Below are 17,587 nucleotides of genomic sequence, written 5' to 3'. Positions count from 1 at the left end.
ACGCGGCGAGCAACCCCAAGCCGCGCCAAGCGGTAGCATCGGAGGAATGAGCCCCGACCACTCCGCACCGCCACGTCTGCGGCTCCTCGGTCCGGTGGAACTTCTCGATCCAGAGGGCGGGCAGACCTCCCCTCCGGGCCCGCGGGCCCGCAGTTTAATGATCGCGGCCGCGCTTGCCGATGGACACGCGGTTAGCCCGGAGCGGCTGATCGACGATATCTGGGGTGCTGATGCCCCCAGCGGAGCCAAAACAGCTTTACACACGCTGATTTCGCGTACCCGCTCCTTGAATAATGAGATTCTGCAATCAACCCCCGGCGGTTACCGGTTGAACGCGAGCGCCGAGCAGGTCGATCTCTGGAGAGCTGAGCAATTACTCCGCGAGGCGGCCAGCAATCTGGACGCTGACCCGAGCTCAGCGATCACCCATTGCCAGCAAGCACTTGAGCTGTGGCAAGGCGAACCCGGGCTTGATGCTGCGATCTCCCCCGCCCGCGACATACTTCTACAGCGCGCTAACCAGCTCCAGACGGAACTCAGTCGAACTCATGCACTGGCCCTGGTTTACGCGCAGCATTGGCAAGCTGCCGTGGAGCTTCTGTCGACTCTACTGCTCACTGACCCCCTCGACGAGCAGCTCAATTTGGCGCTTATTCGCAGCTATCGCGCGCTCGGACGGACTCCAGAGGCGCTGGCTCGGCTGGAGACATTCCGCCGCGCCCTGAAGAACACCCTGGGCAGTTCGCTAAGCGAGCAGGCGGTTGCCTTGCAGCAGGAGCTATTACAAGCAGAAAAGCAGCCAGCACTGCGCGCCGCAACCACCATCGGACTCCGCGCCCCGGTCAATCGATTACTGGGCCGCGAAGCAGATCTAGCAGCCCTTGACGGATTACTCTCCAGCTCTCGGGTGGTCAGCATTCTTGGCCCCGGCGGGCTGGGGAAAACCCGCCTTGCCACCGAACTCGCCCAGCGGGCGGCCGGTTCTGGTACGCCCGCCGTCGCCATGCTTGAGTTGGCCAGCGTCCGCAATGGCGCGGATATCTGGCTGGCCTTGGGGTCGCTACTGGGGATCGCTGAGTTGCGGCAAAAACCGGGGATCGCGGTCATTGGCCTTGAGCAGCGCATCGTGGAACAACTGCATGACCGCCGCACCTTACTGGTGATGGATAACTGCGAACATCTGGTCGAAGCAGCTGCTCTGGTGATTGCTGAGCTAATCCGCGCGGTGCCGTCGCTGACCATCCTGTGTACCAGCAGATCCCCGCTGAACATCGCTGGCGAATTCGTCTACCTCTTGCAGCCTCTTGCCATCACTATCGGCGCGGACCAGCAACTACCTGCGGCCATCGAGCTCTTCCTGGAGCGAGCCCGAGCCGCCCGGCCCTCGGCTCCACTCGACCTTGAAACGGTCACCGAATTGTGCGACCGTCTCGATGGGCTGCCGCTTGCCATTGAGCTGGCCGCCGCACGGATCCGAACCATGAGCGTGGCCGAAATCTTGGACCGGATTAGCCAACGATTCACCCTGCTGCGCAGTAGCGACCGCAGCATCGAAGAACGTCACCGCACTCTGCACGCCGTGATCGACTGGAGTTGGAGCCTGCTCAGCGCGCAAGAGCAAGCTAGCCTTCGAAGACTTTGCAGCTTCCCCAACGGTTTTTCCCGTGAAGCCGCCATCGCGGTGGCCGGTGCGGATCGTGAACAGCCCGACGACGTCGAAGCTGATCTAGAAGCGCTACTCAACCAGTCCTTGCTGCGCGGCCAGGAACATCCGCTCACTGGCCAACTGCGCTACCGGATGCTCGAAACAGTTCGTGAATTCGGCAACCTTGAACAACTCAAAGCCAATGAGCAGGACTGGGTAGCCGAACTGATGCTGGATTGGGCTCGCGAGCTATGCCAGGAACGATTTGCTGAGGCCTACGGTCCGGGGCAGATCCAGACGATCAGGGCGCTGGCGGTTGAACAAGACAATTTAATTTACCTGCTGCGCCGGGCAATGACGGCAAAGAATAGTTCGGTGGTGCTATGGATTTTCGCGCTGCTAGGAAATTACTGGTCAATTCGCTCAGCGCACCAAGACGTGATCAGCTTCGCTCCGGCCGTGATGGAGGCACTCCGCGGCCAGACCATCGCTGATCAGGATGTGCCGGCCGCGGTGATGTGTTTCACGCTGGTCTCGGCAACCCTGGGTACCGTGGACATCCGATTGAGCGCTCGCGCCCGGGCAACGCTCCGACGCCTCCTCAAACGCCCGGTGCTGCTCGATGAGCACTTACGCACGGTGGCTGGACTCTGGCTGAACATCGGCTCGACCGAGCGGTTATTGGCCACCATCGAGACGGCCAAAAGCAGCACGAATCCGATGACCCGGGCCACTGGGGCGATGATCGAAGCCTTCATGATGGAGAACTCCGGCCAATCCGGCGAGGCGATCGCCAGCGCATTGCGGGCCTATCGACTCGGCTCTGAAATTGCTGACACCTGGACAATGGGCACGATGGCCGCTTCGCTCTCCCAGATTTATGCGCAACGTGCCAACCACGAGCAATCGCTTTTGTGGGGGCAGCGTGCTCTACAACATATGGTTGAACTCGATGCGGTACCTGATTTGCGTCAAATGCACGCCATGATCGCGGCAAATCAGCTCGCCACCGGGGACCTGGCGGCGGCGGTCGGAACTCTCAATGGCGCGCTCGCGGAACTGCCCGAAGAAGAGGACGATATTACCGCCAGCGGAATTCTGGCCGCGCTCCGAGCCGAAGTGGAGCTGAGTGCCGGGAACGCCGAGCTCGGCCTGGCCGGTTATCGGCTGATGGCCGAAGATCCGCAACAGTACCGGAATCAACGTGGCCCCTATGGCTCGATTTTGGTTGCCGCTGCGGTTTGTGCTTTTCTCTTACACGATCCACTCACCGGGGCCCCGCTAGATCGGTGGGTACAACGGGTCCGTGTGCATTGCATTGCCTTACGCCGGCTGATTGGCGATACTTTTCTCGACCGGCCGGTGGTGGGAACCGCAGCGCTGACCGTGGGATCTTGGGGTGTGCAGACCGCACCGCCGGGCAGCGAACGCTCGGAACTTGGCCTCCGGTTATTGCTGCTTTCCGATGGACGGCAGGACCTCCCGTCACTACTGCGGGAACGGCATTTGGCAGCAGCAAAGCGGCGCCTCGGTGCTACCACCGTCGACGCCGCCCTGGCTTCCCAGCCGACACCCGGCAGTGATGCTGCGCTGGCTGAAATCTGGCTTTTACTCTCCAATCAGGCTTTCCGCATATAGGCCCGTACAGTCAGCGGAGCGAACACCACCACGATCACCGCGGCGCCCACCAGAGCCCAGAGCGCGTTTGATGTGAAGGCGCCATCGTTACACAAGTCCCTGATCGCACTGATCAGGAAGGAAAGTGGGTTCACGTTCACGAAAGCTTCAAGGAAATCAGGCATCGTCTCCGGCTTGACATAGCCGTTGGAGAGAAAGGTCAACGGGAACAGCACCAGGAAGGAAATCCCCTGCACGCTCGCCGCACTCCGGGCAATTACACCGAAGAAGGCGAAGATCCAGCTCACCGCCCAGGAACAGATGATCACCAATAGTGCCGCGAGCAGTACATTGCCGATCCCGCCAGCAGCGTGGTAACCCATGATCCAACCGGTCAGGAAGGTCAGCGTAGTGGCAATCCCGTAGCGCAGCGTATCGGCCAATAAGGCACCGGCGAGTGGCGCGATTCTGGCGATCGGCAAGGATTTAAATCGGTCAAAAACACCCTTGTCCATGTCTTCCCGAAGCTGCACACCGGTTACCACCGAGGTGGTGATTACCGATTGCACCAAGATGCCGGGCAGCATATAGGGCAGGTACTGCTCAATGCTGCCCGCGATAGCGCCGCCGAAAATCGCGGTGAACATCACGGTGAACAGGATGGGCTGAACTGTAACGTCGATCAGCTGTTCCGGAGTGCGTTTGATTTTGAGTAAGCCTCGCCAGGCCATGGTCAACGAGTTGCGGACGGTTTGGCCAATGCTGACATGGTTTTTCAAGCTTGCGGTGCCGGGGTCGAGTACCCCGGAAAGAGTCGTGGCGCTCATTTCTGTGCCTCCTGGATAACGTCGATACCTGCCAATTCACTGGCGTCGTCGGGAATACTGCTGGTCTCCTCGCCCTCACTGGCGGGGTGCCCGGTGATGGTCATGAAGACCTCATCGAGGCTGGGTTTCTGCACCGAGATCTCGGCGACCCGAATCGAGGCTTCACGCAAGCTGAGCAGCAGATCGGTGACCAGATCCGGGCTTTGCATCGGGGCGGTCAGTCGGCCCTGCTCCGGTGATTCACTCGGCTTCACGCCGAGAGTCTGTTCGATGATGAGCTTCGCCTCGGGCAGTTGAGAAGCGTCGGTCAGGCTGAGCAGCAGAGCCGAGTTCCCGACCGAGGCTTTCAGCTGATCAGCTGTTCCTTCGGCCACCACCTTGCCCCTATCGATCACTGCGATCCGGTCGGCGAGCTGATCCGCCTCATCGAGATACTGGGTGGTCAGCAGCACGGTGGATCCCGAACTGACCAAACGCCTGATGGTCTCCCACATCTGCGCCCGGGTCCGTGGGTCGAGGCCCGTGGTGGGTTCGTCGAGGAAGATCAACGGCGGCTGGGCGATCAAACTGGCCGCCAAGTCGAGGCGTCTGCGCATGCCACCCGAGAAATTTTTCAACGGGCGCTTCGCGGCCTCGGTCAGGCCAAACTCTTCGAGCAGTTCGGCGCTTTTCAGCTTGGCCGCCCGGCCGTTGAGACCCAATAATTTAGAGAACAACCTCAGGTTTTCGGTGGCGCTGAGGTTTTCATCGACCGAGGCATATTGCCCGGTCACGCCAATCAACTGACGGACCACCTGAGCTTCGCGCCGCACGTCATGGCCGAAAATCTTGGCCTCACCGGCGTCGGCTTTGAGCAGGGTGGCCAACATACTGATGGTGGTGGTCTTACCGGCTCCGTTCGGACCGAGGACCCCATAGACGGTGCCGGCTTGTACTGCGAGATCGACGCCGTCGACGGCTCGATTCTCACCAAAGACTTTGACCAGGCCGTGTGCCTCGATCGCTAAGTCTTGAGCATTCATGTGCTGCTCCTCCCACTGGACTGCGCGGCTCTCACCGCTGTTGTCCTTGATACTTCCAGTGGGCGCTTACCGAATGCTTACGGTGCGCTTACCTGTGCTTTCAATGCTGCAATGGCGCTACAGACGGCGAGGGCCAAGGGAGCAATGCTGGCAGCTCGACGGCGTCGGCGGCGGCCCAGGCTTCCAACTGCCCCACCGGTTTCCGACCGGCTAGCCAGGCGGCAATATCGGTGAGCTGACCGGTCACCACATAGCTCTTGCCGGAGGTGTTGCCATTGGCCAGGGTGACCGGTTGTTGGCCGAGGGGTTGCAGTACCAGGCGGGTCTTTTCCGGGATCCTGGCTTCGAGGAAATCGAAGAGGTGTCGACTGAACTCGGTTGACCAGTTTTGTGAACTGAAACCGATTAACAGGTCGGCGTGATGAATCACCAATTCGCGCCAACCAGCTTGTAGCGCATCGACCACGGTGCCGTCCCGGTAGCTGACCCGGGCGGTCAGATCTTGATCTTCCAGCGCCTCAACGGCTGCGGCAAGCTGGCCGAGGGATTTCTCGAGGGCGGCCAACAACTCTAGTTTTTCTAACGCCGCGTGGCGGGCGATATCCGCATTCCGGCCGTCAGTGCCGCCGTCGTACATTTCAATCAGCTCGCCGCGCTTGGCATAGTCAAGTTGGCGGGCAACGGCGCTGCTGACCCCGCGTAAGTGGGCGTAGACCTGGGCCCTGGTCCAGCCCGGCAGGGCCGATGCTTCTCGGATCTCGTCGTCGCTGTGATCCTCCAGCCACTGCCTCAGCGCACAGGCGGAATCATTCATTTCGCTAATCGCAAGCTGCAAAGCAGCACCCTCGCTGAGTGTCATGACCCCAGCCTATCGCCCGAGGGCCCCGAAGTGAGCCTGCGAACTTTGGGAGGGCGATAGGCGCTATCCCGAGGGCCCCGAAGTGAGCCTGCGAACTTTGGGAGGGCGATAGGCGCTATCCCGAGGGCCCCGAAGTGAGCCTGCGGACTTTGGGAGGGCGATAGGCGCTATCGCGAGGGCAATGAGTTGTCTTGATCCGCACTGCTCGGTGTCCCTGTTTGCGGGAGCACCCGAATCAGCGCCGCAGACTCCCCCTGAACTTCCACTCCGCAGGCAATTGCGGCAGCCAGATCGATCGCACCTTGCAGCAGCCCGACCAGGACCTGCCGCGGACCGGACACCACCGCCCGGAGCTGGGCATCGCGAGAACAGGGCCTGACCTCGATGTTGCCGTCCGAGGCGGTGAGGTCGAAACCATCGTCGAAGTTACCGAACCGGATGGTACTTGCCGGTTCTTGCGGTCGGTGGTCTTTGAGTAAGTAACGAGCCGGTTGACTGAGCCAGTGCATTTGAAAAATTGACTCCGCTGGCGCCTCCGAAACCGTCGGCGCACCCCATTTGAGAAGTTCGCGAATCACTCCCTCTAAAGCCTCACCACGCTCGGTCAAGCGATACATGGTCGAGCCGCTGGAGCGCCTGACGGATTCACGCACCAGCACGCCATGTTCCTCAAGCTCCCGTAAACGTTGGGTCAGAAGGTTGGTGGCAACTCCCGGCAGGCCACCTTGCAACTCGCCAAAGCGAAGTGGCCCCTGAATCAGTAATTCGCGAATCACCAGCATGGTCCACCGATCACCAACAATATCGAGAGCCCGCGCTACCGCGCACAGCTGTCCATAAGACTTCACACCATCACCCCTTGACTTTTTCAAGCAACCGCTTTAAATAATAAAGTATCATTGTTTGAGTCGAGGAGGATCTCATGTCCGTTCAACTCTCATCCCGGGCTCCCCAAGTACTCATCGAGTACTACCGGATTCTTGAGGCAGGCGCGGCCGCCTACCAGGACGGTGCGGCAATGCGCGAGTTACTCACCGACCACCTGGACTTCACCGGAGCACTGGCCGGGCACCGGCCCGACGCAACCGAAGGCTTCCTGCATGGTGTGGCCGGTTTCATCGCCACGGTCAAAGAGCTCGAGATCATTCACGACGTGCATGACAACTCCGGCTCTGCGGTGCTCTACTCGGCGACGATGCCCGGCGGCCCGATGACCTTCACCGAATTCTTCGGTTTCGAGAACGGCCGCATCGCGACCTTGAATCTGCAGTACAACGGCCCGGAGTACCTCGAAAAGGGTGGTCGATGACGGCACGAGTAGCCCCGGACCCAGCGCAAGCAGAACTGCTGGACCGGCTAAGGTCGGCTCTCGAGGACCGGCATCCCCGTGAAGTGCGGATGTTCGGCGGGATCTCGTTCATGATCGACGGGCGAATGATCGCTGCGGCGCGACGCCATGGTGAGTTGCTGCTGCGCATAGATCCCGCGAATAGCGAACGACTGCTGGGCGAGCCCTTCGCTCAACCAGCCCGAATGGGCCCAAGCCGGACCATGGAGCGCAGTTGGATCGCGGTGAACCCCGAGGGGCTCACCGGTCAGCGCTTGATCGAGTGGCTCGCCCAGGCGCTTTCTTTTCACGCCGCCCAAGCCTCCCTGCGGGAACAGCATTCCCCGGTGGAGCAGTAGCTATTTAGAAACCACGGCGCCGCCGTTGCCCCCCCGGAGTGCAGCGTCCGTTGAGAATCTGCCAGCCGACGAAGTCTCATCACATTTGGCTAGCTTTGGCCTCGATTGTTTACCTCGATCAGGCATTCCGCGATGATCGAAGGTGAATGTATACCTCAAATGAACTTTCCAAAAGCCAAACCAGCCCGGCTCTTCCCCTCAATCTGGGGAGAAATCACCTCGCAAACGCGAGTCTTACGAAAGCCGCCTCCATTCAAGGCGCATTCGTCGTTCTGGAAGGTGACTATGGCGGCCAGACCTACGCCGTTTTTCTCGCCTCCCGGGTCAAATGCTCAGAGCCCCTACTCCACGAACTCTTGTACGACATCGATGCCCTGCACTGGAACAATCGTGACGGAGCGCAGCTGAGCTACTTTTGCTTTTCAGTCGGAGAAATCATGGGTGGCGGTATGGGAGGCGGAATCGCCCGCAAGTCTGGCTGGACTCACCCAGACTTGCGAAAAGGGGTCGGGCGGCGAATTCGGGCGGTTCTCAATGGAGACCGGCTGTACCTGTAAGTTTCGGCAGTGATCGAACCCGATGAGCTAAAACAAAACACCCCGGTGCACCGTTCACGCTGAACTCTGTGCCCCAGACATCAGGGCACAGAGTTCAGCGGCGAGCCAAGCACCACAGCGCCGGCTAAGCAGCACGACGGCGGGGCCGCCGTAGCGGCGCTCCGTTAGCTAGCGAAATCCCGCACCGGAGCGAGCTGCGCTTCCAAGGCAGCTCGTTGCTCGAGCACGGCCGAGGGCGCGGTCCCGCCCTGAGCGTTCCGGCTTGCCAGCGAGCCCTCGGTGGAAAGCACTGAGCGCACCTCCGGCGTCAGCCGTGGCGAGATTGCCGCATACTCTTCGTCGCTCAAATCCCACAGTTCCACCCCCCGCGACTCCGCCCGCTTCACCGCTGCCCCGGACAGCTCATGGGCCTCCCGGAACGGCACACCCTGGCGGACTAGCCACTCAGCGACATCGGTGGCTAAAGCAAAGCCCAGCGGCGCGAGTTCTTGCATCCGCTCGGTGTTGAACTCCAGCGTGGCGATCATCCCGGAGACCGCGGGGAGCAACACCTCGAGGGTGTCGGCCGCATCGAAAACGGGTTCCTTGTCCTCTTGTAAATCCCGGTTATATGCCAGCGGCAAACCCTTCAGGGTCGCCAGTAGACCGGTCAGATCACCAATCAGCCGGCCGGCCTTACCGCGAGCGAGTTCGGCAACGTCGGGGTTCTTCTTCTGCGGCATGATCGACGAACCGGTGGAGAAGGCATCGTCCAAGGTCACGAAAGAGAACTCCTTGGTGGCCCAGAGAATGATTTCCTCAGAAACCCGGGACAAATCGACGCCGATCATCGCAGCAATCCAGGAGAACTCGGCAAACACATCGCGGGAAGCAGTGCCATCAATAGAATTCCACGCCGCCGAATCAAAACTGAGCTCGGCGGCCACGGCGTTCGGGTCCAATCCCAACGAGGAACCGGCGAGCGCACCCGAACCGTAGGGCGAAACCGCGGCCCGGCGATCCCAGTCCTGCAAACGCTGAACGTCCCGCAGCAATGCCCAGGCGTGCGCCATCAGATGATGGCTCAGCAACACCGGTTGGGCATGTTGCAAATGGGTGCGGCCGGGCATCGCCACGCCGTGATGCGCAGTGGCCTGCGCCAGCAGCGCATCGATGGTCGCCAATACGCCGCGGGCGATCAGTCGGGCGTGATCGCGCAGGAACATCCGGCCCAGGGTGGCGATCTGGTCGTTCCGGGACCGCCCAGCGCGTAGTTTGCCGCCGAGCTCGGTACCAGCCCGCTCGATCAGCCCGCGTTCCAAGGCACCATGCACGTCCTCGTCACTCTCGGCGGCCACAAAAGCACCCGAGGTAACATCGGCGTCGAGCTGGTCCAGCGCGGCCAGCATGCCGTCGAGTTCGACGTCGTTCAGCAGTCCGGCACGCTGCAAGACCCGGGCGTGGGCCCGGGAACCGGCCAGGTCATAACGAGCCAACCGCCAGTCAAAATGCGTTGACTTACTCAGTGCCGCGAGTGCATCCGCGGGAGCCCCAGCAAAACGGGCTCCCCAGAGTGAGCCTTCATTAGTCGCTGACTCGCTCATGAACCCTCGAGCCGCTGATCCCGGCTGGAAGCGGTCTTTGCAGACATCCCCCACAGCTCGATGAAGCCCTTAGCCTGTGACTGGTCGAAGGTATCGCCGGTGTCGTAGGTGGCCAGGTTGAAGTCATAGAGACCGGTCTCGCTGCGCCGGCCATTCACCTGAGCTACACCACCGTGCAGGGTCAGCCGGATATCGCCGGAGACGTACTTCTGGGTATCCTCGATGAACACATCCAGCGAACGCTTGAGCGGCGAGAACCACTGGCCGTCGTAGACCAGCTCGGACCAGCGCTGCCCGACGGTAGCTTTGAAGCGGGCCTGCTCACGCTCAATGGTGACATCCTCAAGGTGCTTATGCGCCGCGATCAGCGTCATCGCCCCCGGCGCTTCGTAGATTTCCCGGCTCTTAATACCGACCAAACGGTCCTCGACAACATCGATCCGGCCCACACCTTGGGCACCAGCACGACGATTGAGTTCCTGAATGATTTGCAGCGGTGAGAGCGCGACACCGTCCACCGCGACCGGTACGCCAGCCTGGAAGGAAATCACCACCTCATCCGGAGCCGGCGGGAATTCCGGCGTCGCGGTGTAGTCGTAAATGTCCTTGGTCGGCGCATTCCAGATGTCTTCCAGGTAACCGGTTTCCACCGCACGTCCCCAGACATTCTGGTCAATCGAGTACGGGTTTTTCTTGGTGGTTTCAATCGGCAGGTTATTGCGTTCCGCGTATTCGATCGCCTTATCCCGGGTGAGCGCCAAATCCCGTACCGGAGCAATGCACTTCAGATCCGGGCCCAGGGTCTGGATACCGACTTCGAAACGGACTTGGTCATTGCCCTTACCGGTGCAGCCGTGTGCCACTGTAGTGGCACCGAATTCCCGAGCGGCCTTCACCAGATGCTTGACGATCACCGGTCGGGAAATAGCCGAGACCAGGGGGTAATGCCCCTGGTACAGCGCATTCGCCTTGAGCGTCGGCACACAGTAATCATTGGCAAATTCATCGCGGGCATCGGCCACATAGGCCTCAACAGCGCCGCAACCCAGCGCACGCTGCCGCACGGTCTCCAAGGACTCGCCGCCCTGGCCGACGTCGACCGCCACCGCGATTACCTCGGCGCCGGTGGCCTCGGCAATCCAGCCAATGGCTACCGAAGTGTCCAGGCCGCCGGAATAGGCCAATACAACTCTGTTGGTGGAGCTGTCAGTCATGAAGGGTCCTTTCAGGTTTGCAGATTTCAAAAGTTATTAAGAGTTTGCCGGGTCTTGGGCGAACTGCAGGAAACGGTCAGCGATGTCGGCTCCGCCGAGTGGATCGCGGGCGATCACCAGAACCGTGTCGTCACCCGCAATGGTGCCCAGAATGTCGGGCAACACAGAGTGGTCAATCGCCATCGCCAAAAAGCTTGCGGCACCTGGCGGGGTGCGTAATACCACGAGGTTTGCTGAGGCTTCCGCGGTGACCAGCAGTTCTCCGCACAGCCTAGTCAGCCGGGCGTCTAAGTATTCCTTGGACACCGCGGCGTGCGGTGTGCGATCAACACCGGCTTGCGGCACTGCGTACACCAGCCCAGCGTCACTGCGCACCCGCACCGCACCGAGTTCAACCAGATCGCGGGACAGCGTGGCCTGGGTGACTTGCACGCCATCGTCGACCAGCAGGGCAGCAAGTTCGGCTTGAGAACGCACTGGCTGCGCGGTGAGCAGAGCGGCGATCCTGGCCTGCCGCGCGGTCTTAGTGGACGGAATCAGCGGCACCGGCTGGGTGTGAGGATTCGACTCCGGGCCTTCGGCGAGTAACGTCATGATCGGTCCATCAGCCAGGCCATCAGCGCCTTTTGCGCATGCAATCGGTTCTCCGCTTCGTCCCAGACCACCGATTGCGGGCCGTCGATCACCTCGGCGGCGATCTCATAGCCTCGGTAAGCCGGTAAGCAATGCAGCACAATGGCGTCCGGCGCTGCCTGAGCAAGTACCGCAGCGTCGAGGGAGTAAGGCTGGAAGATCTGCTCCCGGCTGCTCTTCTCGTCCTCTTGCCCCATCGAAACCCAGGTGTCGGTGGCCAGCACATCGGCACCGGCGGCAGCAAGCTGAACATCATCGGTGACCAGAATCGAAGCGTCAGTTTCCTCCGCCCGGATCTTCGCTGCTTGCAATACTGAGTCAGCTGGTTGGAACCCAGCCGGTGCAGCTATCCGCACGTGCATCCCGGCGGTTACCCCGGCTAGTAAGTAAGAATTAGCAAGATTATTCGCGCCGTCACCGAAGTAGGCCAGGGTGAGCCCAGCCAGTTCGCCCTTATGTTCTTTCACGGTGAGCAGATCGGCGAGCAGCTGGCAGGGGTGGTAATCGTCGGAGAGGGCGTTAATTACCGGCACTCGGGAGTTCGCCGCCATTTCTTCCAAACCGCTCTGCGCGAAGGTGCGCCAGACAATGCTGGAGACCATCCTCTCGAGCACATTTGTGGTGTCAGCAATTGACTCCTTATGCCCAAGCTGCGACTCCCCCGCGTTGATCACCAGCGGCGAGCCACCCATCTCGGCAATCCCGGTGGCGAAGGAAACCCGGGTCCGGGTAGAGGTCTTATCGAAGATCACCGCAACAGTTTTGCGGGCCGCGCCTTCACCCGCAAAAGGTTGGCGAAGATAAGGATTCCGCTTCAGCTGCAGAGCCAGATCGAGAACCTCGGCCTGCTCTTCGGGACTTAGATCGGTATCGACCAAGAAGTGACGGGTCATTTCGTGCTTCTCTCTTCCGAACTCAAGGCGGTCTCAATCATCTTCGGCAGTGCTGTAATAAAGCTATCCGATTGTGCCTCGCTAATAATCAGCGGCGGCGCAAGCCGGATTGTCCTCGGCCCCGGACTATTGATGATGAATCCGACGTCCAACCCTAGCCGCACCAGCTCGGCGGCAATCGGTTGAGCTAGATCGAAGCCAATCAACAGGCCACTGCCGCGGACCTCAGTAACGTGGACGAGTTCGCGCAACTGCTCGCGCAGCTTTTCACCGCGAGCGCGCACCTGGCCCAATAACCTGGTGGATTCGATGGTGTGCACGGTGGCCAGTGCGGCAGCGGTAGCCACCGGGTTGCCGCCAAAGGTGCTGCCATGCGAGCCAGCACCCAACATTCCAGCGACCCCTGAGCCAATGGCGATCAGGGCCCCAATCGGAAAGCCGCTACCCAAGCCCTTAGCCAAGGTAATGGCGTCCGGTAGTTCTTCGGCGGCGAGCGCGCCCCCGGCATCGAGTCCGCTCAGAGCTGGCCAGGCTAGCCATTCGCCGGTCCGCCCGACTCCGGTCTGAACCTCATCAATAATCAGCAAGGCCCCGGCTTCCCGAGTCAGCCTGCGCGCTTCGCGTAGGTAGCCCTCGGGTAGCGGCCGAACACCAATCTCGCCCTGGATAGGCTCAAGGAACAGCGCAGCTACGCCGCCAGCGGCTAGGGCACCTTCCAGCGCACCGAGATCGCCGAACGGTAAGTGTTCAACGCCCGCTGGCAATGGCTCGAAGGGCTGCCGGTAAGCCTCTTTGGCGGTTAGCGCCAGGGCACCCATGGTGCGGCCGTGGAAGGCTCCTTGCAACGCCAGGATGCGAGTCTTTCGTTGTGCTTCGGGAAGGGACGCCCCGCTACCGCCCTGGTTGCCGTAGATCCGGGCCAGCTTGAAGGCCGCCTCGTTGGCTTCAGTGCCGGAGTTAGCGAAGAACACCGCCGAGCCTTGCGGAGCCTGAGCCACCTCGAGAAGTTTCTCGGCCAAGGCTATTTGGGTAGGACTAGTGAAAAAGTTGGAGACGTGCCCGAGCGTCGCCAGTTGGCTGGCGATCACCGAAGTGACAAAGGGGTGCGCGTGACCCAGCGCATTGACGGCAATGCCGCCGAGTAGATCAAGGTATTCCTTACCGTCGGCGTCCCATACCAGGGCACCAGCACCGCGCACTAGTACTCGTTGTGGGGTGCCGAAGACACCGATCAAGGAGCGCTGGTAGCGGGCCAGCCATTGTGCACCACTGGATTCATGAACTAGTTCGGAGAGTTCCGGCGAGGCGACCATTTCTGCGCTCATGCTTGCTGCCCCACTTCCGAGGCGGTGGTTTCCTGTTCGGGGAAGACCTGGGTGCCGTTGCCAGCGGTGGTGAAAATTTCCAGCAGCATGGAGTGCGGGCTGCGACCATCTACCACCGAAGCGCTCTGCACCCCGCCTTCCACCGCGTTAAGGCAAGCCTCCATCTTCGGGATCATCCCGGAGGCCAAGCTGGGCAGCAACTCACGGAGCTCACTCACGCTCAGCGCGCTGATGAGTGACCCTTTGTCTGGCCAGTTGCGGTACAGGCCCTCCACGTCGGTCAGGATCACCAGCCGGGAAGCATGCAGGGCGACCGCGAGCGCTGCGGCAGCGGTATCGGCGTTGACGTTCAAAACGCTTGACGCATCGCCCAGTTCGGGGGCGATGGTGGAGATCACCGGGATCCGCCCGGCGTCGAGCAGGTCAAGAATGGAACCTGGATTCACGCCGACGACTTCGCCGACCTGGCCCAGGTCTTGATCCGTCTTCTGGGCTTGCAGCAACCCACCGTCCTCGCCGGAGAGCCCGACGGCGTAAGGGCCGTGGGCATTGATTAGCCCGACGAGTTCGCGACCCACCTGGCCGGTCAACACCATTCTGACCACGTCCATCGCCTCCGGCGTGGTCACCCGCAAGCCAGCTTTGAAGTCGGATTCAATCCCGAGCCGGTCCAGCATCGAGCTGATCTGCGGACCACCACCGTGCACCACCACGGGTTTAATGCCAACGTGATGCAGGAACACCATGTCTTCGGCGAAGGCGCGGCGCAACTCATCATTGATCATCGCGTTGCCACCATATTTGACCACCATCACGGTGCCGGCAAAGCGTTGGATCCAGGGCAGCGCTTCGATCAGAATGGCGGCTTTGTCCTGGGCCTGCTTGGTGCTCATGAATGTCCTCGCAAGAGTTTGCTGATTATTGACGATTAGGGGCAGCTAGGAAGAGTAAGCGCTGTTTTCATGCACGTAGTCGTGGGTCAGGTCATTGGTCCAGATGGTCGCTTCGGCCTCACCGGCTTTCAAGTCGATGTCCACTCGAACCTCGCGGCCGCTCAGATCCACAAGGTCACGAGAGTCGCCGATGGCCCCGTTGCGGCAGATCTGCACCCCGTTCATGCTGACGTCGAGCTGATCCGGATCAAAGGCGGCCAGAGCTTCCGGCACGGTGCCGACCGCCGCCAGCACTCGGCCCCAGTTGGGGTCCTGGCCGAAGATCGCTGCCTTGAATAGATTGGAACGCGCCACCGTCTTGGCGACCAGCACCGCCTGCTCTTCGTTGGCCGCGTTGAAGGTGCGAATCGCAATATCGTGGCTGGCCCCTTCAGCATCGGCGATCAGTTGCCGGGCCAGATCCTGGCACAGCTCGGTGAGTGCTTGCTGAAATTCCGTCCGCACCGGGCTCTGCCCGCTGGCCCCGGAGGCCAGCAGAATGACTGAGTCGTTAGTGGACATGCAGCCGTCGGAATCCACCCGGTCAAAGCTCAGTCGGCAAGCCTCGCGGAGTGCACCATCCAGTTGGCTAGGTTCAAGCACCGCATCGGTGCTGATCACCACCAACATGGTGGCGAGCGCAGGGGCAAGCATACCGGCGCCCTTCGCCATCCCGCCCACGGTCCAACCGTTGCCGTTACGCACCGCTTCTTTGGCCACCGTATCGGTGGTCATAATGGCATTGGCGGCCTCTGTTCCGCCGTCCACCGTGAGGGCTTGGACGGCGGCCTCGACGCCGGGCAGCAATTTATCCATTGGCAGTTGATCGCCGATCAGCCCGGTGGAGCAGACCAGCACATCGGTGGCCGAGATGCCGAGCAGTTCAGCTGTTCTCTCCGCACTGGCGTGAGTATTTTGAAATCCCTCCGGCCCAGTGCAGGCATTAGCACCACCCGAGTTGACCAGTACCGCATCCGCGCGACCATCGCCAATCACCCGACGGGACCAGTGCACCGGAGCAGCAGCCACCCTATTGCTGGTGAACACCGCGGCCGCATTTTTCAGCGGTCCGTCATTGACCACCACTGCGACATCGCTTTTGCCCGAGGTTTTCAACCCTGCGGCAACACCGGCGGCCCGGAAACCGAGCGCCGCCGTCACACCTGTTGCTGGATTGCTCATGGGGCCACTCCTAATTGCTCCAGGCCCAGGGTTTCATTCAGTCCGAGGGCGATATTCATTGATTGCACAGCACCGCCGGCGGTGCCTTTGGTCAGGTTGTCGATCACCGCACAGACCAGCACCCGTCCGGTCCGCTCGTCATAGGCAACTTGCAGCGCCGCATGGTTGGAGCCGACGACGCTCTTGGTGCTCGGCCACTGGCCTTCGGGCAGCAGATGAATGAAGGCTTCATCCTGGTAGGCATCGGCCCAGATTTGCCTCAGTTCCTCCGCTGGCTTAGCTTGTTTTGCCAGTTGCGGCGCGATCTTCGCGGTCGCGGTGGTCAGAATGCCGCGGCTCATCGGCGCCAGCGTCGGGGTGAACGACACGGTGACCTGCTCGCCCGCCACTTGACTGAGGCCCTGTTCGATTTCCGGAGTGTGCCGGTGCAGCCCGCCGACACCATAAGGCGACATTGAACCCATCACTTCGGAGCCAAGCAAATTCGCTTTGAGCGACTTGCCCGCTCCGGAGGTACCTGAGGCGGAGACGATCACCACATCGTCGGGCAGCAAGGCACCGGCGGCAAACCCCGGAGTCAAAGCCAAAAGTGCACTGGTGGGGTAACAACCGGGCACCGCAATCCTTTTGCTGCCCTGCAGCTTTTCGCGCTGACCAGGCAACTCCGGCAGCCCATAAGGCCAGCTTCCGGCATGTTCTGATTTGTAAAAAGCTTCCCAGGCCGCGGGATCTTCCAAACGATGATCCGCTCCGGCATCGATCACCAGGGTGTGCTCCGGCAACTGCGCCGCAAGCTGGGCTGAAGCACCGTGCGGCAACGCTAGGAAAACCACGTCGTGACCGGAGAGGTTGGCTGCGGTGGTTTCTTCCAGCAGGCGATCGCTGAGGCTATGTAAATGTGGCTGCAGCTCGCCTAGTCTGGAACCAGCGTTGCTGTGGGCGGTGATAGCACCGATACTGACACTCGGGTGATTGGCAAGCAGTCGCAGCAATTCACCGCCGGCATATCCACTGGCACCAGAGACGGCTACAGAAATGGTCATACCATGATCCTACCTCAAATTTCATGTAAATATACATCGAGATAAATATTTATGCATAGCTATCTCTTCCATACGGTTTGGCTGCTACCGGCCACGCCGACACGCTGCTGGCAGGAGCTAGTCACCCTGGGCAGCTGGGAACATTGGTGGCCAGCCCTGGCCAAAGAATCCTGGCCAGCAAGTCCGCTAGATACCGGCTCCGAGCTCTGGCTGGGCGTGCGCAGCCCGCTCGGCTACCGACTTCGAGTACAGCTGACTGTCCAGCGGATCGTCCCGGAAAGCAGCCTGTCGGTGAGCGGCAGTGGCGACCTCAGCGGCAGCGGGGACGCGCAGTTCCTGGAGATCAACGAAGGCAACACAACGGACTCCGGGCCGCACACAGAACTAAGGATTAACTGGAGCGTACAGACAACCAAACCGTGGATGAACTTTTTGGCCCCCTTGGCTGCACCGGGTTTCCGTTGGGCACACAATGCGCTGATGCGCGACGGCGAACGTAGGTTCCGGAAGTGGCTCAGGGAGCATCCGGCAGCGAGCGTAAGTTCGTGACATGGAGCGCGGCGACAGCG

17 protein-coding genes are annotated in these 17,587 nt (G+C 61.0%); 5 read left to right on the top strand and 12 right to left on the bottom strand.

Translation table 11 applies throughout. The features are described from left to right. Positions 1-46 precede the first annotated feature (46 nt). Positions 47-3,283 carry an AfsR/SARP family transcriptional regulator gene (locus UM93_RS02125; RefSeq protein ID WP_052663528.1) on the top strand — a complete coding sequence of 1,079 codons (3,237 nt, stop codon included), beginning with the start codon at positions 47-49 and terminating at the stop codon, positions 3,281-3,283. On the opposite strand, the gene UM93_RS02120 is transcribed toward UM93_RS02125, so the two are convergent. The 4 genes from UM93_RS02120 to UM93_RS02105 all read right to left on the bottom strand — a co-directional run bounded on the left by UM93_RS02120 (position 3,265) and on the right by UM93_RS02105 (position 6,818). Beyond that, positions 3,265-4,089 carry an ABC transporter permease gene (locus UM93_RS02120; RefSeq protein WP_045073381.1) on the bottom strand — a complete coding sequence of 275 codons (825 nt, stop codon included), beginning with the start codon at positions 4,087-4,089 and terminating at the stop codon, positions 3,265-3,267. The two genes, UM93_RS02125 and UM93_RS02120, sit on opposite strands and share 19 nt — an antisense overlap. After that, on the bottom strand, positions 4,086-5,111 hold the full coding sequence (locus tag UM93_RS02115) for a daunorubicin resistance protein DrrA family ABC transporter ATP-binding protein (RefSeq protein ID WP_045073379.1): 1,026 nt from the start codon (positions 5,109-5,111) through the stop codon (positions 4,086-4,088). The genes UM93_RS02120 and UM93_RS02115 overlap by 4 nt, the downstream gene beginning before the upstream one ends. 100 nt (positions 5,112-5,211) lie before the next feature. Beyond that, on the bottom strand, positions 5,212-5,970 hold the full coding sequence (locus UM93_RS02110) for a maleylpyruvate isomerase family mycothiol-dependent enzyme (RefSeq protein WP_045073377.1): 759 nt from the start codon (positions 5,968-5,970) through the stop codon (positions 5,212-5,214). 167 nt (positions 5,971-6,137) lie between these two features. Next, positions 6,138-6,818 carry a winged helix-turn-helix transcriptional regulator gene (locus UM93_RS02105; RefSeq protein WP_045073375.1) on the bottom strand — a complete coding sequence of 227 codons (681 nt, stop codon included), beginning with the start codon at positions 6,816-6,818 and terminating at the stop codon, positions 6,138-6,140. Positions 6,819-6,892: 74 nt separating this feature from the next. Here UM93_RS02105 and UM93_RS02100 point away from each other — a divergent pair, with 74 nt between their 5' ends. From UM93_RS02100 to UM93_RS02090, 3 genes are all read left to right on the top strand, one after another. Beyond that, positions 6,893-7,279: a nuclear transport factor 2-like protein gene (locus UM93_RS02100; protein ID WP_045073374.1), complete on the top strand. Its 387-nt coding sequence runs from the start codon at positions 6,893-6,895 to the stop codon at positions 7,277-7,279. Continuing rightward, a complete protein-coding gene (locus tag UM93_RS02095) occupies positions 7,276-7,656 on the top strand; it encodes a TfoX/Sxy family protein (protein WP_045073372.1) in 381 nt (126 codons plus the stop codon). The genes UM93_RS02100 and UM93_RS02095 overlap by 4 nt, the downstream gene beginning before the upstream one ends. A gap of 146 nt (positions 7,657-7,802) precedes the next feature. Then, positions 7,803-8,213, top strand: coding sequence for a hypothetical protein (locus UM93_RS02090; RefSeq protein WP_045073370.1), 411 nt, complete (start codon positions 7,803-7,805; stop codon positions 8,211-8,213). A 164-nt stretch (positions 8,214-8,377) separates the two neighbouring features. On the opposite strand, the gene argH is transcribed toward UM93_RS02090, so the two are convergent. From argH to argC, 8 genes are read right to left on the bottom strand one after another with little or no spacing between them, the layout of a single operon-like run. Further along, positions 8,378-9,796: an argininosuccinate lyase gene (argH, locus tag UM93_RS02085; protein WP_045073368.1), complete on the bottom strand. Its 1,419-nt coding sequence runs from the start codon at positions 9,794-9,796 to the stop codon at positions 8,378-8,380. Continuing rightward, positions 9,793-11,010: an argininosuccinate synthase gene (locus UM93_RS02080; RefSeq protein ID WP_045073366.1), complete on the bottom strand. Its 1,218-nt coding sequence runs from the start codon at positions 11,008-11,010 to the stop codon at positions 9,793-9,795. The genes argH and UM93_RS02080 overlap by 4 nt, the downstream gene beginning before the upstream one ends. 36 nt (positions 11,011-11,046) lie before the next feature. Then, a complete protein-coding gene (locus UM93_RS02075) occupies positions 11,047-11,604 on the bottom strand; it encodes an arginine repressor (RefSeq protein WP_045073363.1) in 558 nt (185 codons plus the stop codon). After that, the gene (gene argF, locus UM93_RS02070) at positions 11,601-12,536 is read right to left on the bottom strand and encodes an ornithine carbamoyltransferase (protein ID WP_045073361.1); all 936 of its coding nucleotides are present in this window, start codon (positions 12,534-12,536) and stop codon (positions 11,601-11,603) included. Before argF ends, UM93_RS02075 begins: the two co-directional genes overlap by 4 nt. Continuing rightward, positions 12,533-13,861, bottom strand: a complete 1,329-nt coding sequence (locus UM93_RS02065) for an acetylornithine transaminase (protein WP_045073359.1) — start codon at positions 13,859-13,861, stop codon at positions 12,533-12,535. Before UM93_RS02065 ends, argF begins: the two co-directional genes overlap by 4 nt. After that, on the bottom strand, positions 13,858-14,754 hold the full coding sequence (argB, locus tag UM93_RS02060; protein ID WP_045073356.1) for an acetylglutamate kinase: 897 nt from the start codon (positions 14,752-14,754) through the stop codon (positions 13,858-13,860). The genes UM93_RS02065 and argB overlap by 4 nt, the downstream gene beginning before the upstream one ends. 45 nt (positions 14,755-14,799) lie before the next feature. Further along, positions 14,800-15,975 carry a bifunctional glutamate N-acetyltransferase/amino-acid acetyltransferase ArgJ gene (gene argJ / locus UM93_RS02055; RefSeq protein WP_045073354.1) on the bottom strand — a complete coding sequence of 392 codons (1,176 nt, stop codon included), beginning with the start codon at positions 15,973-15,975 and terminating at the stop codon, positions 14,800-14,802. Beyond that, positions 15,972-17,018, bottom strand: a complete 1,047-nt coding sequence (argC, locus tag UM93_RS02050) for an N-acetyl-gamma-glutamyl-phosphate reductase (protein WP_045073352.1) — start codon at positions 17,016-17,018, stop codon at positions 15,972-15,974. Before argC ends, argJ begins: the two co-directional genes overlap by 4 nt. Before the next feature lie 51 nt (positions 17,019-17,069). Here argC and UM93_RS16965 point away from each other — a divergent pair, with 51 nt between their 5' ends. Next, complete coding sequence (locus UM93_RS16965; protein ID WP_052663527.1) at positions 17,070-17,567, top strand: SRPBCC family protein; 498 nt, start codon at positions 17,070-17,072, stop codon at positions 17,565-17,567. The last annotated feature ends 20 nt before the right edge of the window (positions 17,568-17,587 follow it).

This window comes from Psychromicrobium lacuslunae (genome assembly GCF_000950575.1).
Classification (GTDB): domain Bacteria; phylum Actinomycetota; class Actinomycetes; order Actinomycetales; family Micrococcaceae; genus Renibacterium; species Renibacterium lacuslunae.
Note: the sequence above shows the minus strand (reverse complement) of the source record. Positions and strands in the feature narration are given on the sequence as shown.